This is a genomic window from Streptomyces sp. NPDC005774, assembly GCF_042871645.1.
Taxonomy (GTDB): domain Bacteria; phylum Actinomycetota; class Actinomycetes; order Streptomycetales; family Streptomycetaceae; genus Streptomyces; species Streptomyces pratens.
Map to the genome: position 1 here is coordinate 12,478 of NZ_JBIAIV010000034.1, position 25,150 is coordinate 37,627.

The following is a 25,150-nucleotide window of genomic DNA, read 5'->3' on the forward strand; positions in this document are numbered from 1 at the left end:
CGCAGTCAGTCGTCGAAATGGGTCTTGGAGCCCGCCGTGGACGTCGTGGTGCCCACCTCTCGCAACAGTGCGTGATCGCAGGCCGCCACTCGTCCGTCGGCGAGGACGTTCAACTGCAGTCCGGAGTCGTACACATACGGAGTGGTTACTACCAACTCCCGTGCCGGACGTGCGTAGTTGAGCGCGAACGGTTGCATCGTCTCTCCCTCGTCGGTGCTGCGCCGACCAGGCGGCGGCCCGCTGTGCACCGCTGCTTGGTCCGCCGACTTGTTTTGGCTTCCAGAGACTTATACGAATCGAACGGGTGGTTGGTTTCCTCACGGAGCGTAGTCATGGGTGGGTTCACTGTCCGGGCGCCGGGAGGTCGCTCCGGGTGAACCCGCGCCGAGGGATCCGCGCATGGAGCGCAGCGCGAGCAGCAGCACGCCGATGTCGTCCAGATACACAGGGTCGGGCAGCAGGTCGGTCGGCAGGACGAGGTAGAGGACCGCACCCCAGAACACCCAGCGCGGGCCCGTGGGCAGGCCGGCGCGCCGCAGCTCGCGCCGGGTGCGGACCAGTCGCACCATGACGGCCACGGCGCAGGCCAGCACGGCGGCCGCGGCGACGGCGGCCACGACGAGTACCACGGTGGTTGTGTCCACGGGCTGTCCTCCTCCAGAGGCGGCGAGACACCGGTCTCCCTGTCTGGATGCCCGGGAACGGCTCCGGTATGGCACCCGGGGAGGTCGGCGGAGTGGCACAGGTCATACCAGTGGCCCAGCCGAGTGGCAGTGCCGGGCCGGGGCGCTTAGTAATGGTCCACGTAACGTCGCTTGTCGTACGTCCGGGGGCGGGGAGCGGCCTGAGTCTTCATTCATGGAGCCGAGCATGACCACCTGCTCATCGACACCCCCGTCGGACACCTCGAGTCCCTCGAGCGACTCGACCGTCCCGACTGCCTCCGGGATACCCGGTGGAACGGACGTGGTCCCCCCGCCGGAGCCGCCACCGGTGCCACCTGCGGCCGCCGGGACGGTCTACGACACCTGCGGGCCGCGTCCGGACGTGGACCCGGCACAACCCCTACGCCACGACGAGGGGCGGGATCGGCAGCAGTACGGCGATCCTGCGGGCAACCTGATGTACGCGGCGGTGTCGGACCGCCCCCCGGACGAGGTCGCCGACCTCATCACGTCACTGGCCCGTTCACCTGAACACACTCGGGCCGTGGTCGACGCCCTGCGCGCCATCGGGGTGAGCCGCCCCGTGGAGGACGTGGCCCGTCTGGTCGCCCTGCTGACCCGGCCGCCCCGCGCCGCCGACAGCGCGGACGAGGCGATCCGGGCCGCGGCGGCGCACCGTCCGGTGGAGGACGTGACCCGGCTGGTGGCGCTGCTGCACAGCGAGCAGCTGGCACCCCATTGCCGTGAGGAGGCACTGCGGGCCGCCGCATCCGGCCGTTCCGTCGAGGAACTGATCGAGCTGATAGACCGTCTGGCCGCGCAGCCCCCACCGGATCGCCTCGACCGTCCCGCGCCCGAATCCTCCCGGTACGAGGACGAGCGCGGGGACCGGACCGGTGACGCGTACGGAACCCGGGAAGGGGCCGGGGACGCCGGCGGGGATGGGGACCGGCGCGGGGAGGAACGCGGGGGCGTGCGGGACGACGAGCGCCGTGGGAGACCGGAGGCGGGTTTGCCGCTCCTGCACCGCGGCCCCCGGGGCGCGGCGGCCCTGCACTCGAGGCGGCGGATCCGGCACCCCCGCCGGGTGCACACACAGCCCGCCCGGTCCATGATCTGGTCGAGCTGGTCCGCCGCGGTGGCCCTCGCCGTGTGCGCGGTGGTCCACTTCCCGCTCCGGGACGACGGTTTTTCCCTTGTCCCGCACGTCCTCGCGGTCGGTCTGCCGGTGCTCTGCACGGCGCTGGCCCTGTTCCTGGTCGTACGCCCCGGCGTGCTCGTACTGGGGGCGGCGGTCGTGCTGCCGGCCGCCCTGGCCGGGGCCCACGCCTACGGCGGTACCTTCCCCTCCGCCGCCCTGTCCCGGGCCGCCGGCCTCGCACTCGCCCCGCCGTGGCTCGCCGGCGCGGCGGCCGTCGTCGCCGCGCTCCTGGCGCTGACGGCCCTGGTCGTCCGGGTGATGTCCCCGTTCCCCGGCAGGCACGGGGCGGTGTGGCCGGCCCCCGGCACACCCCGGGTGCCGGACTGACCACCGTAGGGCCGGGCGGTGTGCCGCCCCGACGGGCGGCCGGCCCTCACCTGTCCGGCCCTCACCTGTCCGGCGCGATCCGTCGGACAGGCCGCCCTATGGACCGGAGGACGTCGACTGCACGTCGGCGGCGGACAGGGCCCGGCGCTCCTCCCCGGCGGGCGACGGACGGCGTGCCCTGGGACCGAACCTCAGGCGCTCGAACGTGCGGGCCAGTTGCCGCATCGGGGACGGAGCCGGTGTGCCGGGCGGCAGGGCCCGGACGCCCGGGGCCCCGGCGGCCTCCCGGTACGCGGCCAGCGCCTCGTGGGCGCTCTCGGCGGCCTCCCGGTACAGGTCGCGTGACGTGGTCATGGCCTCCAGCGCCTCGGCGTACAGGGAGACCAGCCGGCGCTCGCGGGCGAGTTCCTCCTCCAGGTTCAGCAGACGCCAGTCCTCCCGCAGCGCGGTCAGTGCCACCTCGGCTCCGGCCGGCAGCGGACGCGGCAGGGCCGCGAACCGGGTCACCGCGTCGACGAGGCCGGCCGGCCGGGTGCCGTCCAGGAAGACCGCACGCACCGAGAACTCCCCGGCGTCATGGCCGTCCGGGACCGGGTTGCCGGGCAGGACCACCGCACCGCCGCGCGGCACCTCGACGCCACAGTCGCGCAGCGCCCAGTTCACGACCCGCAACTGGTGCGGTGCGGCCCGGTGCTCCACCACACGGTGCCGCAGGCCCGGCGGCAGCCAGCATGCGAGTGGCATCCGTCCGCGGTCGTCCGTGGTCATCGCCTCGTGGACGACGACGTGGATGTTCCACCCGTTCCCGTTCCCGTTCGCGTTTCGCGCGCAGTCGCGCATCAGCCGCCGTACGGCCTTGTCGTCCTCGGGGAGCGGACTGATCTCTCCCAGCCGCAGACCTGTGGCCGCGTCGTGATTCCATTCCATGTCCGGCTCGTCCACGGGCCAGAACATGCCGGTGGGGGACGGCCACATGGGGTCCCACGGCTGTTCGGCCTCGGCGACCAGGACCCAGGGCCGGCCTCCGCCGGTACCGGGTCCGACACTCAGCCGGGCGCGTACGGTCACCGGGCCGGCGACCCGGACCCGGGCCTGGAACACCAGGTCCGGTGCGTCGTGCCGCGGCTTTGGCCCTGCCCCGGGCGGCTCTTCGGGCAGTTCCAGGAAGGAGTCGATGTCCCCGCTGTCCTTCAGCCGGTGCAGGGTGCGCCGGAGTACGTCGTGTGCGGAGGTCCCGGAGTACCGGCCGGCGGTCAGCCAGACGGAGGGCGGGACCATGGGGCGGGTTGTGCGTGAGGCAGGCATGGGTCCAGGGGTGAACGGGGGCACGTGCTTCCTGCCATTGTCGTCGCTGTCGGACGGTGGGACCGACACGGGTTGAACGCCGGGCGGCGTTTCTCGTTCCCGCTACCCGTGTGGTGGGCCCTCAGATGGCACGTGTCATCCCCGTACGTGTCATCCCCGTACGTGTCATGTGCGCCTGTGTGTGCCGCGCACGCCTGGCGGAGGGCCGTCACTCGTGGTCGCGGCGGTGTCCGGTCACCACAATGGGTCCCCGCGGGCAGGGCCGGCCCACCATCCGCAGCAGGGGAAGGCCCTGCCCGCACCCCGCCGCTCCGGGAACCTCCTCCCGGCGGTCGTGCCCGACCTCGAAAAGCGCCGACGGTACCAGCGCCGAAGGGCCCATGTCGCATATTCCAAAGGAAAACACCAAAGCCCATACCTCGGTCGAGCACACAGCGTAGCTTCGACGTCACGTTCGCGGTACGGCCGTGCGATGGAGGGGGATCCGGCGTGCCCGGAATTGATGAGAGTCTGCTGGAAGCCATGCGACTGCCCGGTGCGCGAGGAGCGCTGGTGGTCGACTGGATCAGCGGACTCGCGCTCGGTGTGGTGGGCGAGACACCGGGCGACGACCCGGAGGCCACGGCGGCGGAGACCGCCGAACTCGCCCGCCTCGCCATGGAGAGCGGCACACTCGCACCGGCCGACGGTGCGGCGTCCGTCCTGTCCGGCAAGGAACCGCCCGTCCAGGACCTGATCCTCACCACCGTCGACGCGTACCACCTGCTCCGGTTCGTGATCACGACCTTCGACAGCACCGTGTTCCTGTACCTGTGGCTCGACCGCAGCGAAGGCAACCTGGCCCTGGCCCGTATCCGGCTGGCCGAGATGGCGGACCGGTTGGTGCTCGGATGACCACCGCGGCAGCCACCGACGGATCGGCGCCCGCCATGCTCGGCAGCCTCGCGGCCGACCGCGCCACCGGAGCCCTCTCCACCGAGTCCGGGGTCTTCTACCTGGCGGCGGGACACATCGTCCACGTCGAGTCCGCGTACAGCCCCGACCTCGGCGATCTGCTCACCCGCAGCGGCGCGCTCCCCGCGGACGGCTGGTGGGAGGCGGTCGAGCGGGCCGGTGCCCGCCACCGCGTCGGCCGCCAGCTCGTGGACAGCGGTCGGCTCACTGCCGGCGCGCTGGAGCTGTGCCACCTGGGCGCGCTCTTCGACGCCGCGTACTTCGCGCTCGCCCAGGACACCGCCGCGCTCCGCTTCAGACCCGAGGCCGCCCACTGGCTCGGCGCGGTCCGCCCCGTCCCGGTGGCCGGCGTGCTGCGCGAGTCGCGGCGCCGCCGTGACCTGCTGGACCGCATCTGGCCCGACCCCGCCGTCGACACCGCCCCGCTCGCCCGCGTACCCGGTGCCGACCCGGCGGACCTGCCGCCCCGCCGTGGCCGGACCCTCGCCCGGGTAGACGGCACCAGCACCGCCGCGCAGATCGCCTCGGCCCTCGCGTGCCGCACCTTCCACACCCTCGTCGAGCTGCGCCGCCTGGCCGCCGACGGACTGATCACCCCCGCACCGCCCCCGCCCGTCGTCCCACGCATCGCCGGATGCGCCGGTCCGGGCACCGGCGCATCCGGCGATGCGTGGGACGAGCCCGACACGGCACTGCTGCGACGGCTCCTGGATGCCTTGGAGGCCCTGTGATCCGCGCGCGTCGACAGCGTGCCGAAAGGAGACTGCTCATGGCCGTCGAGACCGACGTGCTGGACGAACTGCGTCGGCTCCGTACCCGGATCCCCCGGCTGGCGGGGTCGCTCGCGGCCACCGTCGACGGACTTGTCCTCGCCCACGACGTGCCCGACACCGAGCCGGAGGGGCTGGCCGCGCTGACCGCCGCCGCGCTCGGGGTCGCGTACCGGATGACGGATGCCGCCGCCCGCGGCGAGTTCCGCGAACTGCTGGTGCGCGGCACCGGGGGATACGTGGCGACCTACGCAGCCGGAAGCACCGCGGTGCTCACTCTGCTCGCCGACGACCGGGTCAACGTGGGCCGGCTGCATCTGGAGGGCCGGCGCAGCGGTGCACGGATCGCGGAACTCATCGACAACCGTGTCGGTCCGGACGGGGGCAGGCACGCGGAGCGCGCGGCGCTCGACGCGCACGTCCCGTCGTCCCCGGACGCCGACCGCCGGATCGGCACCCTGCCGGTGCGCACCCCGCAGCGGCCGGCACATCAGCCCCGGCCCCAGCCCGGCGGCTGAATCCCGGCTTTTCCCCTCGGCCGGCCCCCGTGACACCACCTGGTGGCCGACCGGAACAACCACCACGACCGAAAGGACACCTCTCATGGCCAACACCGAGACCTCGCTCAAGGACTGCCTCAGCTCCATCGACGGCGCCACGGCCGCCGCACTCGTCGACTACACCAGTGGCATGGCGCTCGGCACGATCGGCGGTGGCAAGGACTTCAACCTGGAGGTCGCCGCCGCGGGCAACACCGACGTCGTGCGCTCGAAACTGCGCACGATGGAACTTCTGGGGCTGAAGGAAGAGATCGACGACATCCTCATCACCCTGGGCAGCCAGTACCACCTGATCCGCCCGATCAAGGGACGCGGCGGCAACGGGTTGTTCCTGTACCTGGTGCTGGACAGCGGCCGCTCCAACCTGGCGATGGCCCGCCACCAGTTGCGCCGGATCGAGAACGATCTGGAGGTCTGAGGCAGGACCGTCGCGGCCCGGACCGGTCCCGGCCGTGACGGTCCCGGCCGTGACGGGTGTGGGCCCTTCCCGCGCAGTGCGCGAAGGGCCCACACCCGGTGTACGGCGCGGTCAGGCCGCTTCGGGGAGCCACAGATCGGGACCGAAGACCTCGTAGCTGATCCGCCGGGCGGGGACACCCGCGCCCAGGAGCCGGCCGCGCGCCGTACGCATGAACGGCAGCGGGCCGCACAGATACACCGACGCGTCCGCCGGGACGTCGATTCCGGCGAGGTCCATCAGGCCGCTGCGCGCCCCGGGCTCCTCGTCGCCCGGCCGCTCGTACCAGAAGACCGCGCGGGCGTCCGGCAGCCGCTCCACCAGTGCCCGTACCTCGGTGCGCAGGGCGTGCTCCTCGGGCGAGGTGTCGGCGTGCAGCACCAGGACCCGGCGCGTCGAACCCGTCGCCGCGAGCCGGGCGAGCATGCCCACCATGGGCGTGCAGCCGATCCCGGCCGAGACCAGCACCAGCGGGGTGTCCGCCTCGTCGAGGGCCACGTCGCCGGCCGGCACGGACAGGGCGAGTTCGTCACCGGCGCGGGTGTGCGCGTGGAGCAGGCTGGAGACCTCGCCGTCCGGTTCCTCCGCGTCCCCGGCGACCCGCTTGACGGTGATGCGGCGGAGATCGTCGCCGGGGTCCGAGGACAGGCTGTACTGGCGCAACTGGTGCACTCCGTCGGGCATCCGCAGCCGTACGCTCACGTACTGCCCGGCCCGTGCGCGCGGTGCCGGTTCGCCGTCGGCCGGGCGCAGTACGAACGACACGACGTCGGCGGTCTCCTCCCGCCGTTCGACGACCGTCCACCGCTGCCAGATCTCACCCGGCGCGACCCCCGCCTCCTGGTAGAGGCGAGCCTCCTGTCCGATGAGGGCGCCCGCCATCAGCCAGTACACCTCGTCCCAGGCCGCGGCCACCTCGGGGGTGACGGCGTCGCCGAGGACCTCGGCTATCGCACCGAACAGGTACTTGTGCACGATCGTGTACTGGTCGTCGGTGACCCCGACCGCGAGGTGTTTGTGCGCGATCCGTGCCAGCAGGGCGTCCGGCCGGGTGTCCGGGTCGGCGAGCAGCGCCTGCGCGAAACCGGCGATGGAACCGGCCAGCGCCCGGCGCTGGGCCCCGCTGGCCTGATTGCCTCGGTTGAACATGCCGTCCAGGAGCTCTGGGCGGTCGTGGAACATCGCACCGTAGAAACGTGCGGTGATCTCGTCGAGAGCTCCGGCCACGGCGGGAAGGGTGGCCCGGACCACTGCGGCGGATTCTTCGGACAGCATGAGGTCTCCCAACGACATGACGGAGTAAGGGGGGTGGGCCGCCGTTCCGGACCGGCGGCACTTTCTGTATAGCAATCCGACGAGAGCGTTTCCGGCGGTAACCGCTGCTCGTGGGATGCTGCGGGCCCATCGGCCCGGCAGGAGAGGACCTTCGGTCCCGGGCGGCGCCCCGGAAATGGGGCCGGTCGGCTCGGCCCCGGGACTCATGGCGCGTTGTTCAGGGGCGGGGGCCTTTGCCCTCCGTGGGGCGGGCGCCGGCCGAGTCGAGCTCCGCCGGCAGGCGGGGGAGGAGTTCGAACGCACCGGTGAGCCGGGTGTGGTGGAGGACCCGCAGCAGACCGGGGCTGCCTGTGATCAGCCGCAGCCGCCCGCCACAGGACAAGGCCCGCCGGCGCGCACGGCACAGCGCGCGCAGGCCCGAGCAGTCGATGAACGACACGGCGCGCAGATCGAGCACCAGGTCGGGAAAGGCGCCGGCGGTCAGTACGTCCAGGCGCTGCGACAGGGCCGGCGCGGTGAGCAGGTCGAGCTCACCCCGCGGGGCGACGACCGTTGTTCCGGTAACCGTCCGCTCGGTCGGCTCCGCCGCGTGCCTGCCGTGGTTTTCGGACATACCGGCCAGTCAACCCGCACCACCGAGTCCGCCGGTAGGGCCGCCCGGCCCTACCGGCGGGCCATGGGCACCGAATGACGCTACCGGCCGGTAGGGCATCCGTGTGCGGGCGCTGTGCGGGCACCGGAGGGGCGGCCCGGCGGTTCGCCACCGTCGGTACCGTGGACGGAGCGACACCGCGGGGGATCGGTGTCGCTCCTGTCTCCGAGGATGGCCCAGCCGTCCGGCACGCTCCAGATGCCGATGGTCCCCGGCACCCGGACCGACCGGCCCTGCTCACGCCCCGCGAGCTCCGGAGCCAGTCCGGAGCGGTGGTGGAGCCGGCCGGCCGGTCGAAGGGCACGGGGCCCCGGCGGGGAACAGGTGGCCCGAGAGGAATCAGGGCCGAACGGCCCTGGCCGTTCGGCCCTGGATCGAGAAGGATCCCGGTGAGGGACCTCCCGGTGGCCGGGAGCACCGGGACACGGCGTACGGCCCGGCACATGAGGACAAGGAGCGTCAGATGGCGGACAGCGAGCGGCGGGCACCCGACCGGCCCGTCCGGGTATTTCTGCTGGACGACCACGAGGTGGTCCGCCGCGGAGTGCACGACCTGCTGAACGACGAACCGGACATCACCGTCGTCGGTGAGGCCGCCACCGCCGAGCAGGCCCTGGTCCGCGTCCCCGCACTCCGCCCCGACGTGGCGGTCCTCGACGTCCGTCTGCCCGATGGGGACGGGGTGACCGTGTGCCGCGAGCTGCGCTCGACGCTGCCGGATCTGGCCTGCCTGATGCTCACCTCGTTCGACGACGAGGAGGCCCTACTGGACTCGATCATGGCGGGCGCCTCCGGTTACGTACTGAAGCAGATCCAGGGCTCGGACCTGGTCACGGCCGTGCGGACGGTCGCCTCCGGACAGTCCCTGCTCGACCCGAGCGCCACCACCCGCCTGATGGCCCGGCTGCGGCAGGAACAGGAGCCGGAGAAGGAGCAGGACGCCCTGCCCGGACTGACCGAACGCGAGCGGGAGATCCTCGCCCTGATCGGCGAGGGGCTGACCAACCGGCAGATCGGCCAGCGGCTGTATCTGGCGGAGAAGACGGTGAAGAACCACATCTCCCGGCTGCTGGCCAAGCTCGGCGTGGAACGCCGTATCCAGGCCGCCGTGATCGCCACCCAGGCGCAGGACCGGCTGCGGCGCACGGGCCGCTGACGCCCGGTTCGCCGACCGATGGGAGAGGGCCGGGCCGCGCCCGTTAACGTGGACCTGCCGGGGACACGCTGCCGGTAGGGCGAGCGAACGGGAGGACCACGGGTGGAGAGCTCCGAGCGGGACGGGGACCCCCGTCCGCTGCTGCCGCAGATGCGGCTGGACGAGCTGCTGGAGGAGCTCCAGGCCCGGATCGACGCGGCCCGCGGCACACGCGACCGGGTGCACAGCCTGCTGGAGGCCGTCCTCGAAGTGGGCCGCGAGCTGGACCTGAAGCAGGTCCTGCACAGCATCGTCGACGCCGCGGCGGTGCTGGTGGACGCCGAGTATGCCGCCCTCGGCGTGATCGGTCCCGACGGCAAGCGGCTGTCGGCCTTCCACACGGTCGGCGTCAGCGAGGAGGAGATCGCCCGCATCGGCCACTACCCCGAGGGCCACGGCATCCTCGGGGAGCTGATCCGGCACCCCCAGCCGCTGCGGCTGGCGAAGCTGTCCGGGCACCCCGCGTCCTTCGGTTTCCCGGCCCACCATCCGCCGATGAACAGTTTTCTCGGCGTCCCCATCCGGGTCCGCGACCAGATCTTCGGCAACCTGTACCTCACCGAGAAGCGTGCCGGGGCGCAGTTCGACGAGGAGGACGAGTCGGTCCTGTCGACCCTGGCCGTCGCCGCGGGCGTCGCCATCGACAACGCCCGGCTGTACGAGGAGTCCCGGCTGCGGGAGCGGTGGCTGCAGGCGAACACGGAGATCACCCACGCCCTGATGTCCGGCAGCGGTGGCAGTGAGGCCCTGCTGCTGATCGCCGAACGGGCCATGGAGATCACCGGCGCGGCACTCGCCGAGGTGGCGGTGCCGATGGAGGGCACCGCATCGCTGACCGTGGAACTCGCCCTGGGCCAGGAGGCGGAGGCCCACCGCGGACTCGTCGTCCCCGTCGACGACAGCCTGCTGGGCCGGGCGTTCACCGGCGCCGCCCCCGTCACCAGCCCGGACGTCTCCTGCGACGAGCGGGTGTCGTCCGGACCGCCGCGCTTCACCGGCCTCGGCCCGGCGGTGGCCGTGCCCGTAGGGTCCGGGGACGGCGTACGGGGCATCGTCCTGCTGGTGCGCGCCGCGGGCCGCGGCGAGTTCTCCGAGAAGGAGATCGAGCCGCTGCAGGGCTTCGCCGCGCAGGCCGCCGTGGCCATGGAACTGGCGGAGCGCCGCCGCGACGCCGAACAGATCGCGGTGCTCGAGGACCGCGACCGGATCGCCCGGGACCTGCACGACCTGGCGATCCAGCGGCTGTTCGCCACCGGGATGACGCTGCAGAGCGCCGGCCGTTTCATCGAGCACAAGGAGGCCTCGGAGCGGGTCTCCCGGGCGGTGGACGACCTGGACGAGACCATCAAGATCATCAGATCGACCATTTTCGGCCTGCGCGCCCACGACACCGCCTCCGGGACCGGACTGCGGGCCCGCGCCGTGCGGCTGGTCGGCGAGACGGCCCCCGTACTGGGCTTCGCGCCCAGCGTGCGGATGGAGGGCCTGGTCGACACCCATGTGCCGAAGGAGACCGCCGACCATCTGGTGGCCGTCCTGTCCGAGGCCCTGACCAACATCGCCCGGCACGCGCGCGCCGACCGGGTCGAGGTGGCCCTCGAGACCGACGGCCGCGAGGTGCGGCTGACCGTCGCCGACAACGGCGTGGGCATCCCGGAGGGCGGCCGCCGCAGCGGACTGCGCAACATGGCCGAACGCGCCGCGCAGCTGGGCGGCGCCCTGGAGATCGACAGCGCCCCGGACCGTGGCACCACCCTGGTGTGGCGCGTGCCCGTGCGGGAGGGGTAGGGCCTGTCCGGCGGATCAAGTCGGAGATAACTGACGGTTTCTGTCCAGCTGGGGGAGCGGGGTCGTGGGGGCCCCTCCCTGTTCATGGGGGTCCCCCCTGTTCGAGCGGAGCCGAGAGCTCGGGGGAGTCGGCAACCGACGACAACGCCGCTGGGGGCACCCCCTGCTCGAAGAGCTTGGGGGGAGAGGATGCCGGCCCCCGAGTCTGCGGCATGATCCGCCGGACAGGCCCCGGGGCCCTCTATCGTTCGGATCATGCCGGGCTCGCGGGCCCGGTACCGCACCTCGCCGCGTTGTCGCCGGTCCCGGGGCTCAGCCTGGTCCACCCGCACACACGCTTCGCGCCGGTGATCCGGAGGTACGTCCGTCCGGTGTGTGTTCCCTTCCCGCACGGGGGTACCCCGTGCGGGACCACCGGAGCCCTCCGCGGGGTCTCCTGGGGAAGGAGCGCCGCCGTGACCGGCTGGACCTGGGAGTACGAGGGATACGACCCCGCCGAGGCGCGCCTTCGGGAGTCGCTGTGCACGCTCGGCAACGGCTTCTTCGCCACCCGGGGAGCGCTGCCGGAATGCGTCGCCGACGACGTGCACTACCCGGGAACGTACGCGGCCGGCTGCTACGACCGGCTCATCTCCGAGGTGGCCGGACGGCACATCGAGAACGAGGACCTCGTCAACCTGCCCAACTGGCTGTCCCTGCGGTTCCGGATGCCCGGCGGGCCGTGGCTCACCCCCGACACGGTGACCGTGCTCGACCACCGCGAGACCCTCCGGATCTCCTCAGGGCTGCTGGAGCGGCTGACCCGGTACGACCTGGGGGAGGACCGGGTGCTGAGGGTGCGTCAGGAACGCCTGGTGCACATGGCGGACCCCCACCTGGCCGTGCTGCGCACCGAGTTCACGGCCGAGGGGCACCGCCCCGGCGCACTCGAGGTCGAGGCGGCCCTCGACGGCGGCATCACCAACGCGGGGGTGGCCCGCTACCGGGACCTGGACGGCCGGCATCTGACCCATGTGCACAGCGGCAGCGTGGCCCCGGACACCGTGTGGCTGCACTGCCGCACCCGTACCTCCGACATCCGGATCGCCCTCGCGTCCCGGCTGCTCTCCGAGGCGCCCCTCACCTTCCGCAAGGAGAACCTGCGGGCCGTCCAGCTGACCCGGCTGCACCTGACCGCGGGCCGTACGGCGACCGTGGACAAGATCGTCGCGCTGTACACCTCGCGCGACCCGGCCATCAGCGACCCCCTGCACGCCGCCGTCGACCGGGTGGGCCGCGTCGCCGGCTTCGAGGAGCTGCTGGAATCCCACCGGACGGCCTGGGGCCAGCTGTGGCGCCGGGGCGAACTGGATGTGCCCGGGGAGGCCGGCACCATCCTGCGCCTGCACCTCTTCCACGTGCTGCAGACACTCTCCCCGCACACCGCCGACCTGGACGTCGGGGTACCGGCCCGGGGACTGCACGGCGAGGCCTACCGCGGGCACGTCTTCTGGGACGAACTGTTCGTGCTGCCCTACCTCAACCTGCACTTCCCCGAGGTCTCCCGGGCCCTGCTGTACCACCGGTACCGACGCCTCGACCGGGCCCGCACCGCCGCCGGGGACGCGGGCCGCCGAGGGGCCATGTTTCCCTGGCAGAGCGGCAGCGACGGCCGGGAGGAGGCCCAACAGCTCCACCTCAACCCGCGGTCGGGCCGCTGGCTGCCCGACCACTCCCGCCTCCAGCACCATGTGGGATCGGCGATCGCGTACAACGTGTGGCAGTACTGCGAGGCCACCGGCGACACCGAGTTCCTGCACACCAAGGGCGCCGAACTGCTGCTGCAGATCTCCCGCTTCTGGTCGGACGCCGCCGCCTACGATCCGCTCCTGGGCCGGTACCGCATCAAGGGCGTGATGGGCCCCGACGAGTACCACGACGCCTACCCCGACGCCACCGAGCCCGGACTGGACGACAACGCCTACACCAACGTCACCGCGGCCTGGGTGCTCTCCCACACCCTCGACGTGCTGCGCGCCCTGCCCGAGCCCCGCCGGCGGGAACTCGACGAACGCACCGGCCTGGACCGGAGCGAACTCGAGAAGTGGGAGGAGGTCTCCCGCACCCTGCACGTACCGTTCCACGACGGCGTCATCAGCCAGTTCGAGGGATACGGAAAGCTCGCCGAGCTCGACTGGCGGGAATACCGGCGGCGCTACGAGGACATCCGGCGCCTGGACCGGATCCTGGAGGGCGAGGGCGACACCGTCAACCGCTACCGGGCCTCGAAGCAGGCGGACGTCCTGATGCTCGGGTATCTGTTCTCCCCGGCCGAACTCCAAGGTCTCTTCCGGCGGCTGGGGTACGAGCTGGACGAGGCGACCTGGCGGCTGACGGTGGACCACTACCTGCACCGCACCAGCCACGGGTCCACGCTCAGCGGCCTCGTCCACGGCTGGGTGCTGGCCCGCGACCGGCGTGCCGAGGCCTGGACGTTCTGCCAGGAGGCCCTGCGCGGGGACATCGCCGACGTCCAGGGCGGCACCACCGGCGAGGGCATCCACCTCGGTGCCATGGCCGGCACGCTCGACCTGGTCCAGCGAGGACTGCCCGGCCTGGAGACGCGCGACGGCGGCCTGCGAATGGACCCGGTGCCCCTGCCGGAGCTGTCCTCCTACGGTTTCACCCTGCGCTACCGCGGCCATTGGGGCGTCCGGCTGCGGCTGGAACGCGGACGCCTGGAGATCGCCGTACCGTCGTCGGGACCCGGGCCCGTCGACATATGCCTCCCGGACCGTACGGCCCGCCTCCAGCCGGGGGAGACGGGCCATCTGCCCCTGCCGGACTGACGGTCCGGCAGGGAGCGGTCACTTGTGGAACGATATGTACCCGTTGCCGTCCCGGTCGGAGCCGCGCTTGGTGTACGCGTGCACGTCGGCGCGGCTGCCCGTGGGCTTGACGAGGTAGATCGTGTCCTTGTCGTTGTTCCAGATGAAGTTGCAGTTGTTGCGGTAGACGACGTTGTTCTTGTCGGAGTCGGTGCCGTTGCCGCCGCGCAGCTTCACGTAGTCACGGGGCTGGAGGTAGTGGTTGGTTCTGAAGACGAACCGGTTGCCGACGGCGTCCTTGACGACGTACCCCTTGAGGTTCACGGTCTTCGTCGACGAGTAGTTCTTGATCGTCAGGTACTCGTGGCGGGTGTTGCCCGTGGAGCACTTGTTGGAGTCGGGCCCCGGGGCGTCGTACTGGACGCCGCGGACCTTGAGTGCGGAGCTGTACTCCGCGGCGTGTGCCGGGACGGCCGTCAATGCGGCCAGGGCTCCCACGACGGCGGTGGTGGCGACGGCAGCGGTGCGTATACGCATGAACTCATCCCCCTGCATGACCCTTGCGTGAGGATCATATGGTGATTCGGTGAAGGGTCGGATAGTACACAACCCCGGTCGCACTCACACCGACCGGGGCCCGCGGACCGGGCGGGCCTCACAGGCCTTGTGGACGTGACGGGCCCTGCGGACACGACGGGCCCTGCGGACACGACGGAGCGCCCGCCCGGTCCGTGAGGACCGAACGGGCGCTCGGTGGTACGTCGTTGCGACCGCTGTCAGTTCACGCGCCGCTCTCCCGCAGCATGTCCTCGCGCTCGACGAGCTTCACGCGCGCGCGTCCCTGGGGCTCGCCCAGCGCCTTCTCCGCCGCGTCCAGCTTGTGCCAGCCGTCCCAGGTGGTGTAGCGGACGGAGTGCTCGGCGAGGAACGCGTCCACGGCCTCGGGCTCGGGCGTCGCGGGGGTCTGCAGCCGTCCGTTCGTGAAGTCGTCCAGCAGGTTCGACACCGTCTCGTTGGCGTCGCCCTTGGTGTGTCCGATCAGGCCGATGGGGCCGCGCCGGATCCAGCCGGTGACGTACGTGGACGTCAGGTGCTCGCCGTTCTCCTGAACGACCCGGCCGCCCTCGTCGGGCACGGTGCCGGAGTCGATGTCCCAGGGCAGCTTGGGGAGTTTGTCGGAGAGGTAGCCCACCGCGCGGTAGACCGCGGTGACGTCCCAGTCCTTGAACTCGCCGGTGCCCTTGACGTTGCCGGTGCCGTCGAGTTCGGTGCGCTCGGTGCGCAGGCCGGCCACCTTGCCGTCCTCGCCGAGGATCTCCGACGGAGACTCGAAGAAGTGCAGGAACAATTTGTGCGGGCGGTCGCCGACATCGCGGATCGCCCACTTCTCCAGCGTCTTCGCGACCATGTCGGCCTGCTTGTTGCCGCGCCGGGTGGCGATCGACCCCTCGTCGTAGTCGATGTCCTCGGGGTCGACGACGACCTCGATGCTGGGGGAGTGGTCCAGCTCCCGCAGCTCCATCGGGCTGAACTTGGCCTGCGCCGGGCCGCGGCGGCCGAAGACGTGGATCTCCCGCGCCTTGTTGGCCAGCAGGCCCTCGTGGACGTTCGGCGGGATCTCCGTCGGCAGCAGTTCCTCCGCCGTCTTGGCGAGGATGCGCGCGACGTCGAGGGCGACGTTGCCGACCCCCAGCACGGCGACCTTCTCCGCCTCCAGCGGCCAGGTGCGCGGCACGTCCGGGTGCCCGTCGTACCAGGAGACGAAGTCGGCGGCGCCGTAGGAACCGTCGAGGTCGATGCCCGGGACGGAGGACATCGCCCGGTCGGCGGTCGCGCCGGTGGCGAAGATCACGGCGTCGTAGAACGCGCGCAGGTCGTCGAGGTGGATGTCGGTGCCGTAGTCCACGTTGCCGAACAGCCGGATCTGCGGTTTGTCGAGCACCTGGTGCAGGGCCGTGATGATGCCCTTGATCCGGGGGTGGTCGGGAGCGACGCCGTAACGGATCAGACCGAACGGTGCCGGCATGCGCTCGAAGATGTCGATCGAGACACCCGGGTCGGCGGCAGCGTCGGACTTGAGCAGGGCGTCGGCGGCGTAGATCCCGGCGGGGCCGGATCCCACGACGGCTACCCGCAGGGGGCGGGGCATGGTCAGGTTCCCTTCGAGCGGTGACAAGAGCCTCGTCGGGAATCTTAAACTAAGGCATACCTAACCTGGTACGCGGGTCCGGTCTATGGACTCATAAGCGGACCTTATGACTTCACGTGCGGATCCCCGGGCAGCCTCCGTGGATCACGGGATGGGCTGCTCGGCCCAGATGATCTTACCGGTCGGCAGATACCTGGTGCCCCACCGCTCCGACAGCTGCGCCACCAGGAACAGGCCGCGCCCGCCCTCGTCGTTCATGGTCGCGTATCGCAGATGGGGCGAGGTGCTGCTGCTGTCGAGGACCTCGCAGATCAGATTGCGGTCGCGCAGCATCCGCACCTCGATGGGGCCGCCGCCGTAGCGGATCGCGTTGGTGACCAGCTCGCTCAGGATCAGCTCCGTGGTGAAGGTCAGCTCGTCCAGGCCCCAGTCGGACAGCTTCCGTGCGATCGTGGCGCGCACCTCGGCGACCGCCGCCGGGTCGGACGGCACCGGCCACCGGGCGATCCGGTCCTCGGTGAGCGCCTGCGTACGTGCCACGAGCAGGGCGATGTCGTCCCGCGCCCTGGCCGGACGCCGGGACTCCAGCACGGCCCGGCAGGTGTCCTCGGGGGATTCCCCGGCCTGGGAGAGCGCCTTGCGCAGCAGTTCCAGACCGACGTCGATGTCGTGGTCGCGGTCCTCGACGAGTCCGTCCGTGTACAGGACCAGCCGGCTGCCCTCCGCCAGCTCCAGCTCGACCGTCTCGAACGGCAGCCCGCCCAGCCCCAGGGGCGGGCCGGCGGGCACGTCCGCGTACTCCACGGTGCCGTCCGGACGGATCAGCGCGGGCGGCGGATGGCCCGCCCGGGCGACGGTGCAGCGCCGGGTGACCGGATCGTAGACGGCGTACAGACAGGTCGCCCCGGTCACCGGGGCGCTGTGCTCGTCCTCCGTCTCGTCCTGGTCGATGCGGCCGACCAGCTCGTCCAGCAGCCCCAGCAACTCGTCGGGCGGCAGGTCGAGCGCCGAGAAGTTGTGCACCGCCGTGCGCAGCCGCCCCATGGTGGCCGCCGCGTGCAGCCCGTGCCCGACGACGTCGCCGACCACGAGCGCGACCCGCGCACCGGACAGCGGCAGGACGTCGAACCAGTCGCCGCCGACCCCGGCCTGCGCGGGCAGATAGCGGTAGGCGATCTCCAGGGCGCTCTGCTCGGGCAGGCTGCGCGGCAGCAGACTGCGCTGGAGCGTCACCGCCATGCTGTGCTCGCGCGTGTACCGGCGGGCGTTGTCGATGGACACCGCGGCCCGCGCGACCAGTTCCTCCGCCAGGGCCAGCTCTTCCTCGTCGAACGGCTCGGGCCTCTCGGCACGCCAGAAGCTGACCACACCCAGTACCAGGGAACCGGCCCGCAGCGGCACGGTGATCAGCGAGTGGATGCCGTACGCCACGATCTGCCCGGAGCGCTCCAGGTCCTGCGCCCGCCACCCCGGGGCCTCGCTCAGCCGGGGCTCGACGAGCGACCGCCCGGAGGCCAGGCTGCGGCCCTGCGGGGACGATGCGACGAACCGGGTCTGGGTGCCCACCGGGTACAGCGGGGCGTCCTTGTGGATACCGGCCGACGCCGTGCGGTGCACCGACCCCGTCACGTCCGGCTCGCCGCCGGCCAGCACCGTCTCGAACAGGTCCACCGTGGTGAAGTCCGCGAACCGCGGTACGGCCAGTTCCGTCAGCTCCTCGGCCGTGCGCGCCACGTCCAGGCTGGTCCCGATGCCCACACCGGCGTCGTAGAGCATGTCGAGCCGCTCCCGCGCGGTCTCGGCCCGGCCGGAGAGGGCGCGCAGTTCGGTGGAGTCGCGGACCGTGGTGACGCTGCCGGGCGGGCCCCCGGCACGGTCGGTGGAACGCTGGTTGACCGCCAGCAGCCGGTCACCGACCCGGTGCACCTCGTCCGTGACGACCCGCCCCGAGGAGAGGAGGGCGGCGGTGCCGGGGTCGAGGGAGAGATCGAGCACATCGCGGCCCTCCGCGTCCTCGGGCAGGCCGAGCAGCCGGTGCGCCTCGTCGTTGGCGAGGAGCAGGGTGCCGTCGTCGTCGACGATGACCACGCCTTCCCGCACCGCGTGCAGCACCGCGTCGTGGTGCTCGTACATGCGGGTCATCTCGTGCGGCCCCAGACCGTGGGTCTGGCGCAGCAGGCGTCTGCTGATCAGGGCCGCGCCGGTGGTGGCCAACACGAGTGCGGCGGCCCCCGCAGCCAGGACCAGCGGCAACTGGTCCTCGGCGACGCCGCCGACGTTCTCGATCGTGATGCCGGCCGACACGAGACCCACCACCACGCCGTCGGGGTTGTTCACCGGCACCACGGCCTGGACCAGCGGGCCGAGGGTGCCGGTGATCTCCTCGGTCACCGGCCGGCCGGCCAGCGCGGGCTGGAGGGTGCCGACGAACTTCTTGCCGATCCGGTCCGTCCTGGGGTGCGTGTAACGGATGCCGTCGGTGTTCATGACGACGACGAAGTCGACCTCGGCCTGTTTGCGGATGGCCTCCGCGCGCGGCTGGAGGAGGAGGGTGGGATCGGGGGACTCGAGCGCCTCGACGATGCCCGGCGAGTGGGCCAGGGTCTCGGCCACGGCGAGGGAACGGCTGCGGGCCTCCAGCGTGCTGTCGTGCCGTACTTGCAGCACCAGCGCGACCACGGCGGACACGACCAGCAGCAGCACGATCACGACATGCAGGATGAAGACCCGTCCGGCGACGCTGCGTGCGCTCAGCAAGGACCGGAGCCACTCCGGTGGGCGCCACCGCGCACCACCGCCTCCCTGCCGCTGCTGACGTACGGATGCCGTGGTGCTGGGCCGCTGGGGCGACCGGGCCGGGGATCGACCCATCAGTCGGACCATGTGCCGAGCTTACCTACAGGCCGGAACTGCGCGCCTTCGGCCGGATGGGGACGGCGAGGCCGGGAAACGAGCGGGCCGCACAGGAGCGGCCGACACATGTCGAAAGCGCCGGTTCTCGATCGTTATGAGAGCGAAGGCGGTACGTCCCACGAGTTCAGGAGGATCCTCCGTGACCGTGACCGCGGACACGGCCGTCTCCCTCGACGGCCATCTGGCCGGCACCGGTGTCGCCCCTGACGACCCGGGAGGCGATGGCGCCGAGGCGCTCTTCGGCCGGATGTACGACCTGGCGAGCCGGCGGCAGCGTCAGGGCCTTCCCGCTGGTGAGGAGAACCGCGGCTCCGAGCTCGTGCGCGAGTGGTTCGATGCCGTCGGAGCGGTGGTCATGGGCCGGACGATGGACGACCTGGGCGAGGAGTTCCGGGGAGACGACCCGCCGTTTCGTCCTCCGGTCTTTCGTGCTCACCCACGGGCCCCGGCCGGCCCTGGTCAAGGAGGGCGGCACCGCCTTCACCTTCGTCACCGACGGCATCCACAGCGCTCTCGACCGGGCGAAGGCCGCTGCCGGGGACGGGAACGTCGACATCGCGGGTGGGGCGAGCACGGTGCGAGGATGCGGCTCTTCGAGGCGGGGAGCGCCGGGCGGTGGACTCTCGAGGTGGTCAGGGTGGTCGAATCGCCCGTCGTCTCCCACCTGAAGTACCGCATTGTGAAGTAGCCCGGAACTTGTGAAGCAGCCCGGAACGGATCGCTTTCCGGTACGGGTGGTCGGCCCGAAACGGTCCCCACGGACCGCGCGACCGGTGGTGCGTTACCGGTCGCGCGGTCCGCTCCCCGTGCCACGGGCCCCTTCGGCGCTCGTCCCCCACGGCGCTCGAACGGGGCTCATTCGGCCAGCGCGCGGGCCAGCTCCGTCGTGGCACGGGCGATCTTGGTGTCCTGGTCGTCCATCAGGCGGCTCAGGTCGCCCCGCCGGGCGCGCACCGCCTGCCGGGCGGCCCGCTCCCAGGCGACCGGGTTCTCACGGTGATTGAGCAGCTTGGGATACGCGGCGGCGGTGCTCTCCCACTGCCGGGCATCGGCGATGGCCTTGAGCAGCTGGATGATCCCGGCACGACAGGTCACATGCGGCAGCTGTGCCAACTCCCAGAGGAAGGGGACGGTGGCGGCCGTCGCCTGCTCCACCACGAAACCGTATTGGCAGATCCGTTTCCGCAGATCCTCCAGGGCCGACCGGGCCGTTTCGGCGTCCCCCCAGGCGATGCCGTTGAGCAGCAGGGGGATGGCCGCCGCGGATCCGGTGGAGTCCTGGATGTCGCGCCACGGCACACGGGACAGTGACGTGAGCGGTGTCGTGCGGGCCATTCCGGTCGGGGGCGTGTGGCGCACAGGGCGCTCGCTGCTCGGCTGTTCCGTAGAAGCGCTGCGCATCGCGTGGGTGCCTTTCGCGGCGGTCGTGTCGAGTGGGGGGATGGTCAGGTGGACGGCCGGGCCCGGGCCGTCCTGCCCGCCGGGGGCACGGGCACCGGGAAAGCTTCCGTGTCCGGTCTCCCGGCCTGCTGCGGCACCGTGCCGAGCGGGAGGGACCCGGCGGATGTGGCCGAGCCGCGGCCACGCGTCCGTACGGCGGCGCCGCCGTACGGCCGGATCGCTTGGTGCACAGGTGATGACATGGCATCTCCCCGATACGACGTCAGGACGGGCCGTCAACAAGGGGGTTGACGCTCCGGCTATTATCCACGCTGAGAGCGCGAGTGTGCAATTGCACGAGAAATTGCGTGAAGTTTTTTTCGGGACGGATCGGGGCGGATCGAGTGCGATCCGGTTCGGTCCGTCCCGGCGAACGGCCGGGCACCGCCCGGCAGTACACAGGAACAGCAAGGAGGCTGCGGTGCCAGGAGTGCGGAACGGAGTGCGGGCGAGTTCCTTGGACGCCTGCTGGATCAAGAGCCGGCACAGCAACGCCGAAGGCAACTGCGTCGAGGTGGCCCCGCTGGACGACGGGAGTGTGGCGATGCGCAACTCCCGCGACCCCGAAGGACCCGCACTGGTCTACACGTCGGCGGAACTGGCGGCCTTCCTGGCCGGGGCGAAGGACGGCGAATTCGACCACCTGGTCTGATGCGACCATTTGGCGCGAACCGGTGGGCGCGGTGCGGCAGTCCGGACCGCTCCGTCGCGGCGACGTGGAGCCGGAGAGGTGAAGTGGAGTTCAACTGCCCACTTCTGTAAGGCTTCTGCGGGGTACATGCGCTGCGGTACGTTGAGCTGCGATAGTGCAAACCGCCCTTGTGCCAGTCTGCTGGGAGTCAGGATGTCCGCCGCGTCGCATCGTATCTCCCGTCTGGAGCCTTATCTGGACCGGCCCGAGCCGGCTCCGACCCTGCTGAAGATGCTGGTCGGTGTGCAGTTGGCGGGCTTCCGCGAGGACGCCGGGCTGGCCCAGGACCAGGCGGCGCGCTCCGTCGGCTTCAGCGCGGCGAAGCTGTCCCGCATCGAGTCCGGCAAGGGTCGCCGCCCGCCCACCGAGAGCGACATCCGGGCCCTGCTCGAGCTGTACGGTACCGACGACTACGAGGTCTCGGTGCTGGTCAAACTGCTCCAGCGGGCCGGGGAGCCGGGCTGGTGGCAGCGGTACGACAAGCGGCTGATGCCCGAGTGGTTCGACCGGCTGGTCGGACTGCAGGAGGCCGCCGCCACCATTCGCACCTTCGAGATCCAGTACGTCCCCGGTCTGCTGCAGACCGCCGCCTACACCCGTGCGGTGGTGGAGCGCGGCCTGCCCAACGCGCCGGCGGGCGAGGTGCAGCGCCGCGTCGAACTCCGGACGAGACGGGCCGAGTTGCTGATGCGGGAGGGTGCCCCGCAGCTGTGGGCGGTCGTCGACGAGTCGGTTCTGCTGCGCGTGCTGGGCAGTGTCGAGGTGATGCGTGAGCAGCTCGGCCACCTCATGCGTATGGCCGAGCGCCCCAACGTCACGGTGCAGATCGTGCCGTTGGGTGTGACGAACGCGTCGGCTCCCGCCATCCCGGTGACGTATCTGCGCTTCGGCGGCCTCGATCTGCCCGACGTGGTCTACCTGGAACACATAAGGAGCGCCAACTTCCTCGAGGACCTCGACGAGACGGAGGAGTACCGGATCGCGCTGGACCGCCTTGCCGACGAGGCGCTGCGGCCCCGTGAATCCCTGGATCTGCTGCGTTCCACGATCCGGGACCGCTACCCGGAGGCGTAGCACTCAGGGCTGGAACGCAACGCGGACGCCCCTCGCGCGGCCCTGGTGATCCGGGGCGGGCGGGGGCGTCGGCGTGTCCGTGGCCGCGCGTCGGCGGCATGCGTGCCGCGGGAGCCTACAGCGGAATCCGGCCCACGCCGCCGAACTCGATCCACTCCTGGGTCAGCTGACGGGGCGCCACCTCGGTGTCCGGACGCCAGGTGGAGACCTCCACCAGGCCCGGCTCCAGGATCTCCAGGCCCTCGAAGTACGAGGCGACGTCGCTCTCCTGCCGCACCCGGCCCCAGTGCCCCTGGGTCGCCCGGTCCATGAACTCGGTGACGGACCTGCGGACCTCGGGGTCCTGGCTGACCAGCTGGCACATCACCAGGAAGCTGCCCGGCGCGAGCCGTTCCCGGACCCGGCGCGCCACGGCGATCGGGCCGTCGGTGTCGCTGTCCGGGATGCAGTGGAACACGCTGTTGAACAGCACGCAGGCGGGCTGCGAGAAGTCGATCAGGCGCTGCGTCTCGGCGTGCTCGAAGATCGCGTCGGTCTCCCGCATGTCGGCCTGGATGACCACCGTGCGCTTGTCCTGCTCCAGGAGTGCGCGCCCGTGCACCAGCACCATCGGGTCGTTGTCCACATACACCACCTGGGTGGTCGGGTCGATGCGCTGGGCGACCTGGTGGACGTTGTCCTGGGTGGGCAGACCGGAGCCGTGGTCGAGGTACTGCCGGATCCCGTACTCCTGGGTGAGGACCCGGACGACCCGCTGGAGGAAACGCCGGTTGTTCAGGGCCAGGCGGCGCGTGCTGGGCACCACCTCGTCGAGCTTTTCCACGGCGGCACGGTCGGCGGCGTAGTTGTCCTTGCCGCCCAGGTAGTAGTCGTACATGCGCGCGGCTGTCGGCACGGTCGCGTCGATCTCGGTGGACAGCTGATTGCCGGTGTGCATCGTTCCCCCTGCGGAATGCCGCGCCAACTGGACTGACTGGCCAGGGAGTACATCCTAGGGAGCCTCGCGCGGGTCGGACCAGCCCATCGGCGAACACGGCCCTGAAGGATTGGCTGGACCATCGTTGTCATTACGGGGTGTCGCTTTACGGGCGCGCTGCGTCAACGCCCGCATCGGCGCAGGCGTGCCGGTATCGTCGGTTTCGTCCCCGTCGGCGCGTGGCGGGCGAGGCCGGTCGGCCGATTCAGTCGCTTCCCCGGGAGGGAGCCATGGACACCATGGACGACTACTACGACCTGGGCGCCTACCGCCGCCCCGTGACGACCGCCGTGGCTGAAGCCCAACTCTGGTTCGACCGAGGACTGTTGTGGACCTACGCGTTCAACCACGAGGAGGCGGTCGCCTGCTTCGAGAAGGCTGCCGCGGCCGACCCGGACTGCGCCATGGCCCACTGGGGCATCGCCTACGCCCTCGGCCCCAACTACAACAAGCCCTGGGAGGCCTTCGACGGCGATGACCTCGTCCGCAGCGTCGAACGCACCCATGCAGAGGTCGAATTGGCGCACGAGAAGGCCGCGGGGGCCACCCCTGTGGAGCGGGCCCTCATCGGCGCCCTGCGTGCCCGCTACCCCCAGGGGCGTGCCGTCGAGGACTGCTCGGTGTGGAACGAGCCCTACGCGGACCGCATGTTCGCGGTGTACGAGAGCGCCCCCGACGACCCGGACGTCGCCGTGCTCTGCGCGGACGCCCTGATGAACCTCACCCCCTGGCAGCTGTGGGACCTGAGGACCGGCCGCCCCGCCGCGGGTGCCCGCACCCTGGAGGCCAAGGCCGTACTCGACCGCGCGCTCACCGGTGACAGCGGTGCCCGGCATCCCGGCGTCGCGCACCTGTACATCCACCTGATGGAGATGTCCCCCACACCGGAAGCGGCCCTCATGGTCGCCGACCGGCTGCGCGGCGCCGTGCCCGACGCCGGACATCTGCACCACATGCCCTCGCACCTCGAGGTGCTGTGCGGCGACTACCGCCGGGTCGTCTCCGACAACACCCTTGCGATCGCCGCCGACGAGAAATACCTCGCGCGGGCCGGCGCCATGAACTTCTACACCCTCTACCGCGCCCACAACCACCACTTCAGGATCTACGGTGCCATGTTCGCGGGTCTCTCGAAGATCGCCCTGGACGCCGCCGCGCAGCTCGAAGCCTCCCTCCCCGAGGAACTGCTCAGGGTGCAGAGCCCGCCGATGGCCGACTGGCTCGAGGGCTTCCTGGCGATGCGCTTCCACGTCCTGATCCGCTTCGGACGCTGGGACGACATCCTGGCGCTGCCGTTCCCCGCCGACCCGGCGCTGTACTGCGCGACCACCGCGATGCTGCACTACGCCCGTGGCGTCGCCCTCTCGGCGACCGGCGACGTCGAGAGGGCCGAGGCCGAGCGGGAGAGCTTTTGCGCCGCGGTGGGCCGGGTGCCTCGGACGCGGATGCTGTTCAACAACACCTGCCAGGACATTCTGGCCATCGCGGCCGCGATGCTGGACGGCGAGCTCGCCTACCGCAAGGGCGACCACGACGAGGCGTTCGCCGCACTGGAGCGGTCCATCGAACTGGACGACAACCTCCCCTACGACGAGCCCTGGGGCTGGATGCAGCCCACCCGGCACGCGTACGGGGCCCTGTTGCTGGAGCAGGGCCGGGTCGACGACGCGGAGGCGGTCTACCGCGCGGATCTCGGCCTCGACCCCACCCTGCCCCGGCCGCTGCAACACCCGCGGAACGTCTGGGCGTTGCACGGGTTCCACGAGTGCCTGACGCGTACCGGCAGGGCGGGGGAGGCCGCGATCGTGGCCCAACAGCTCAAGGTGGCGGCCGCGTTGGCGGACGTGCCGATCGAGGCGTCCTGCTTCTGCAGGCTGGACACCCGTCCCACGGCCTCCGGAACGGACACGGACACCCGTGGGGAAGGGTGCCGCTGCGCCTGAGCCACGGG

At 71.5% G+C, this 25,150-nt stretch carries 22 protein-coding genes; 11 read left to right on the forward strand and 11 right to left on the reverse strand.

Annotated elements, in window-relative coordinates; translation table 11 throughout:
* Nucleotides 1-5: 5 nt before the first annotated feature.
* Nucleotides 6-197, reverse strand: coding sequence for a putative ATP-grasp-modified RiPP (tgmA, locus tag ACFYQA_RS26360; RefSeq protein WP_381356887.1), 192 nt, complete (start codon nt 195-197; stop codon nt 6-8).
* Nucleotides 198-317: 120 nt separating this feature from the next.
* On the reverse strand, nt 318-644 hold the full coding sequence (locus ACFYQA_RS26365; protein ID WP_388922558.1) for a YkvA family protein: 327 nt from the start codon (nt 642-644) through the stop codon (nt 318-320).
* 349 nt (nt 645-993) lie between these two features.
* Here ACFYQA_RS26365 and ACFYQA_RS26370 point away from each other — a divergent pair, with 349 nt between their 5' ends.
* Entirely contained in the window at nt 994-2,193 is a 1,200-nt protein-coding gene (locus tag ACFYQA_RS26370) for a hypothetical protein (protein ID WP_388922561.1), read from the forward strand.
* Between the two features lie 96 nt (nt 2,194-2,289).
* On the opposite strand, the gene ACFYQA_RS26375 is transcribed toward ACFYQA_RS26370, so the two are convergent.
* The gene (locus ACFYQA_RS26375; RefSeq protein ID WP_388922564.1) at nt 2,290-3,498 is read right to left on the reverse strand and encodes a hypothetical protein; all 1,209 of its coding nucleotides are present in this window, start codon (nt 3,496-3,498) and stop codon (nt 2,290-2,292) included.
* A gap of 489 nt (nt 3,499-3,987) precedes the next feature.
* Between ACFYQA_RS26375 and ACFYQA_RS26380 the strand changes: the two genes are divergently transcribed.
* The 4 genes from ACFYQA_RS26380 to ACFYQA_RS26395 all read left to right on the forward strand — a co-directional run bounded on the left by ACFYQA_RS26380 (nt 3,988) and on the right by ACFYQA_RS26395 (nt 6,200).
* Complete coding sequence (locus ACFYQA_RS26380) at nt 3,988-4,392, forward strand: hypothetical protein (RefSeq protein ID WP_388922567.1); 405 nt, start codon at nt 3,988-3,990, stop codon at nt 4,390-4,392.
* Nucleotides 4,389-5,183: a hypothetical protein gene (locus ACFYQA_RS26385; RefSeq protein ID WP_388922570.1), complete on the forward strand. Its 795-nt coding sequence runs from the start codon at nt 4,389-4,391 to the stop codon at nt 5,181-5,183. Before ACFYQA_RS26380 ends, ACFYQA_RS26385 begins: the two co-directional genes overlap by 4 nt.
* Before the next feature lie 38 nt (nt 5,184-5,221).
* Nucleotides 5,222-5,740, forward strand: a complete 519-nt coding sequence (locus ACFYQA_RS26390) for a roadblock/LC7 domain-containing protein (RefSeq protein WP_388922573.1) — start codon at nt 5,222-5,224, stop codon at nt 5,738-5,740.
* 85 nt (nt 5,741-5,825) lie between these two features.
* Nucleotides 5,826-6,200: a hypothetical protein gene (locus ACFYQA_RS26395; RefSeq protein WP_386394305.1), complete on the forward strand. Its 375-nt coding sequence runs from the start codon at nt 5,826-5,828 to the stop codon at nt 6,198-6,200.
* A gap of 111 nt (nt 6,201-6,311) precedes the next feature.
* Here the strand turns inward: ACFYQA_RS26395 and ACFYQA_RS26400 are convergent, their stop codons facing one another.
* A complete protein-coding gene (locus tag ACFYQA_RS26400; RefSeq protein ID WP_388922576.1) occupies nt 6,312-7,514 on the reverse strand; it encodes a globin domain-containing protein in 1,203 nt (400 codons plus the stop codon).
* Nucleotides 7,515-7,731: 217 nt separating this feature from the next.
* Nucleotides 7,732-8,127: an STAS domain-containing protein gene (locus tag ACFYQA_RS26405; protein WP_388922579.1), complete on the reverse strand. Its 396-nt coding sequence runs from the start codon at nt 8,125-8,127 to the stop codon at nt 7,732-7,734.
* A 502-nt stretch (nt 8,128-8,629) separates the two neighbouring features.
* Here ACFYQA_RS26405 and ACFYQA_RS26410 point away from each other — a divergent pair.
* From ACFYQA_RS26410 to ACFYQA_RS26420, 3 genes are all read left to right on the forward strand, one after another.
* Nucleotides 8,630-9,322, forward strand: a complete 693-nt coding sequence (locus ACFYQA_RS26410; protein WP_388922582.1) for a response regulator — start codon at nt 8,630-8,632, stop codon at nt 9,320-9,322.
* A gap of 150 nt (nt 9,323-9,472) precedes the next feature.
* Nucleotides 9,473-11,149 (forward strand): GAF domain-containing protein, encoded by a 1,677-nt coding sequence (locus ACFYQA_RS26415; RefSeq protein WP_388922710.1) that lies wholly within the window; start codon nt 9,473-9,475, stop codon nt 11,147-11,149.
* Between the two features lie 455 nt (nt 11,150-11,604).
* On the forward strand, nt 11,605-13,977 hold the full coding sequence (locus ACFYQA_RS26420; protein WP_388922585.1) for a glycoside hydrolase family 65 protein: 2,373 nt from the start codon (nt 11,605-11,607) through the stop codon (nt 13,975-13,977).
* An 18-nt stretch (nt 13,978-13,995) separates the two neighbouring features.
* Here the strand turns inward: ACFYQA_RS26420 and ACFYQA_RS26425 are convergent, their stop codons facing one another.
* The 5 genes from ACFYQA_RS26425 to ACFYQA_RS26445 all read right to left on the reverse strand — a co-directional run bounded on the left by ACFYQA_RS26425 (nt 13,996) and on the right by ACFYQA_RS26445 (nt 20,419).
* The gene (locus tag ACFYQA_RS26425; RefSeq protein WP_388922588.1) at nt 13,996-14,493 is read right to left on the reverse strand and encodes a lamin tail domain-containing protein; all 498 of its coding nucleotides are present in this window, start codon (nt 14,491-14,493) and stop codon (nt 13,996-13,998) included.
* 244 nt (nt 14,494-14,737) lie between these two features.
* Entirely contained in the window at nt 14,738-16,105 is a 1,368-nt protein-coding gene (locus ACFYQA_RS26430) for an FAD-dependent oxidoreductase (RefSeq protein ID WP_388922591.1), read from the reverse strand.
* 144 nt (nt 16,106-16,249) lie between these two features.
* Nucleotides 16,250-18,976: a SpoIIE family protein phosphatase gene (locus ACFYQA_RS26435; protein ID WP_388922713.1), complete on the reverse strand. Its 2,727-nt coding sequence runs from the start codon at nt 18,974-18,976 to the stop codon at nt 16,250-16,252.
* A gap of 166 nt (nt 18,977-19,142) precedes the next feature.
* Nucleotides 19,143-19,592 carry a hypothetical protein gene (locus ACFYQA_RS26440; protein ID WP_388922594.1) on the reverse strand — a complete coding sequence of 150 codons (450 nt, stop codon included), beginning with the start codon at nt 19,590-19,592 and terminating at the stop codon, nt 19,143-19,145.
* Nucleotides 19,593-19,873: 281 nt separating this feature from the next.
* Nucleotides 19,874-20,419, reverse strand: a complete 546-nt coding sequence (locus ACFYQA_RS26445; RefSeq protein ID WP_386394290.1) for a hypothetical protein — start codon at nt 20,417-20,419, stop codon at nt 19,874-19,876.
* Nucleotides 20,420-20,879: 460 nt separating this feature from the next.
* On the opposite strand from ACFYQA_RS26445, the gene ACFYQA_RS26450 reads away from it, so the two are divergent.
* Both ACFYQA_RS26450 and ACFYQA_RS26455 read left to right on the forward strand, forming a co-directional pair.
* Nucleotides 20,880-21,110, forward strand: coding sequence for a DUF397 domain-containing protein (locus ACFYQA_RS26450; protein WP_388922597.1), 231 nt, complete (start codon nt 20,880-20,882; stop codon nt 21,108-21,110).
* A gap of 192 nt (nt 21,111-21,302) precedes the next feature.
* On the forward strand, nt 21,303-22,223 hold the full coding sequence (locus tag ACFYQA_RS26455) for a helix-turn-helix domain-containing protein (protein ID WP_388922600.1): 921 nt from the start codon (nt 21,303-21,305) through the stop codon (nt 22,221-22,223).
* Between the two features lie 115 nt (nt 22,224-22,338).
* Here the strand turns inward: ACFYQA_RS26455 and ACFYQA_RS26460 are convergent, their stop codons facing one another.
* Nucleotides 22,339-23,160: an SAM-dependent methyltransferase gene (locus ACFYQA_RS26460; protein ID WP_388922603.1), complete on the reverse strand. Its 822-nt coding sequence runs from the start codon at nt 23,158-23,160 to the stop codon at nt 22,339-22,341.
* Nucleotides 23,161-23,438: 278 nt separating this feature from the next.
* Between ACFYQA_RS26460 and ACFYQA_RS26465 the strand changes: the two genes are divergently transcribed.
* Nucleotides 23,439-25,142: a hypothetical protein gene (locus ACFYQA_RS26465; RefSeq protein ID WP_388922716.1), complete on the forward strand. Its 1,704-nt coding sequence runs from the start codon at nt 23,439-23,441 to the stop codon at nt 25,140-25,142.
* Nucleotides 25,143-25,150 lie beyond the last annotated feature (8 nt).

What these genes read in the sequence shown, in the direction of transcription:
- tgmA (WP_381356887.1), bottom strand. Translation starts at nt 197, where the DNA reads ATGCAACCGTTCGCGCTCAACTACGCACGTCCGGCACGGGAGTTGGTA.
- ACFYQA_RS26375 (WP_388922564.1), bottom strand. Translation starts at nt 3,498, where the DNA reads ATGCCTGCCTCACGCACAACCCGCCCCATGGTCCCGCCCTCCGTCTGG.
- ACFYQA_RS26385 (WP_388922570.1), top strand. Translation starts at nt 4,389, where the DNA reads ATGACCACCGCGGCAGCCACCGACGGATCGGCGCCCGCCATGCTCGGC.
- ACFYQA_RS26390 (WP_388922573.1), top strand. Translation starts at nt 5,222, where the DNA reads ATGGCCGTCGAGACCGACGTGCTGGACGAACTGCGTCGGCTCCGTACC.
- ACFYQA_RS26395 (WP_386394305.1), top strand. Translation starts at nt 5,826, where the DNA reads ATGGCCAACACCGAGACCTCGCTCAAGGACTGCCTCAGCTCCATCGAC.
- ACFYQA_RS26400 (WP_388922576.1), bottom strand. Translation starts at nt 7,514, where the DNA reads ATGCTGTCCGAAGAATCCGCCGCAGTGGTCCGGGCCACCCTTCCCGCC.
- ACFYQA_RS26405 (WP_388922579.1), bottom strand. Translation starts at nt 8,127, where the DNA reads ATGTCCGAAAACCACGGCAGGCACGCGGCGGAGCCGACCGAGCGGACG.
- ACFYQA_RS26410 (WP_388922582.1), top strand. Translation starts at nt 8,630, where the DNA reads ATGGCGGACAGCGAGCGGCGGGCACCCGACCGGCCCGTCCGGGTATTT.
- ACFYQA_RS26415 (WP_388922710.1), top strand. Translation starts at nt 9,473, where the DNA reads ATGCGGCTGGACGAGCTGCTGGAGGAGCTCCAGGCCCGGATCGACGCG.
- ACFYQA_RS26425 (WP_388922588.1), bottom strand. Translation starts at nt 14,493, where the DNA reads ATGCGTATACGCACCGCTGCCGTCGCCACCACCGCCGTCGTGGGAGCC.
- ACFYQA_RS26430 (WP_388922591.1), bottom strand. Translation starts at nt 16,105, where the DNA reads ATGCCCCGCCCCCTGCGGGTAGCCGTCGTGGGATCCGGCCCCGCCGGG.
- ACFYQA_RS26435 (WP_388922713.1), bottom strand. Translation starts at nt 18,976, where the DNA reads ATGGGTCGATCCCCGGCCCGGTCGCCCCAGCGGCCCAGCACCACGGCA.
- ACFYQA_RS26445 (WP_386394290.1), bottom strand. Translation starts at nt 20,419, where the DNA reads ATGCGCAGCGCTTCTACGGAACAGCCGAGCAGCGAGCGCCCTGTGCGC.
- ACFYQA_RS26455 (WP_388922600.1), top strand. Translation starts at nt 21,303, where the DNA reads ATGTCCGCCGCGTCGCATCGTATCTCCCGTCTGGAGCCTTATCTGGAC.
- ACFYQA_RS26460 (WP_388922603.1), bottom strand. Translation starts at nt 23,160, where the DNA reads ATGCACACCGGCAATCAGCTGTCCACCGAGATCGACGCGACCGTGCCG.
- ACFYQA_RS26465 (WP_388922716.1), top strand. Translation starts at nt 23,439, where the DNA reads ATGGACGACTACTACGACCTGGGCGCCTACCGCCGCCCCGTGACGACC.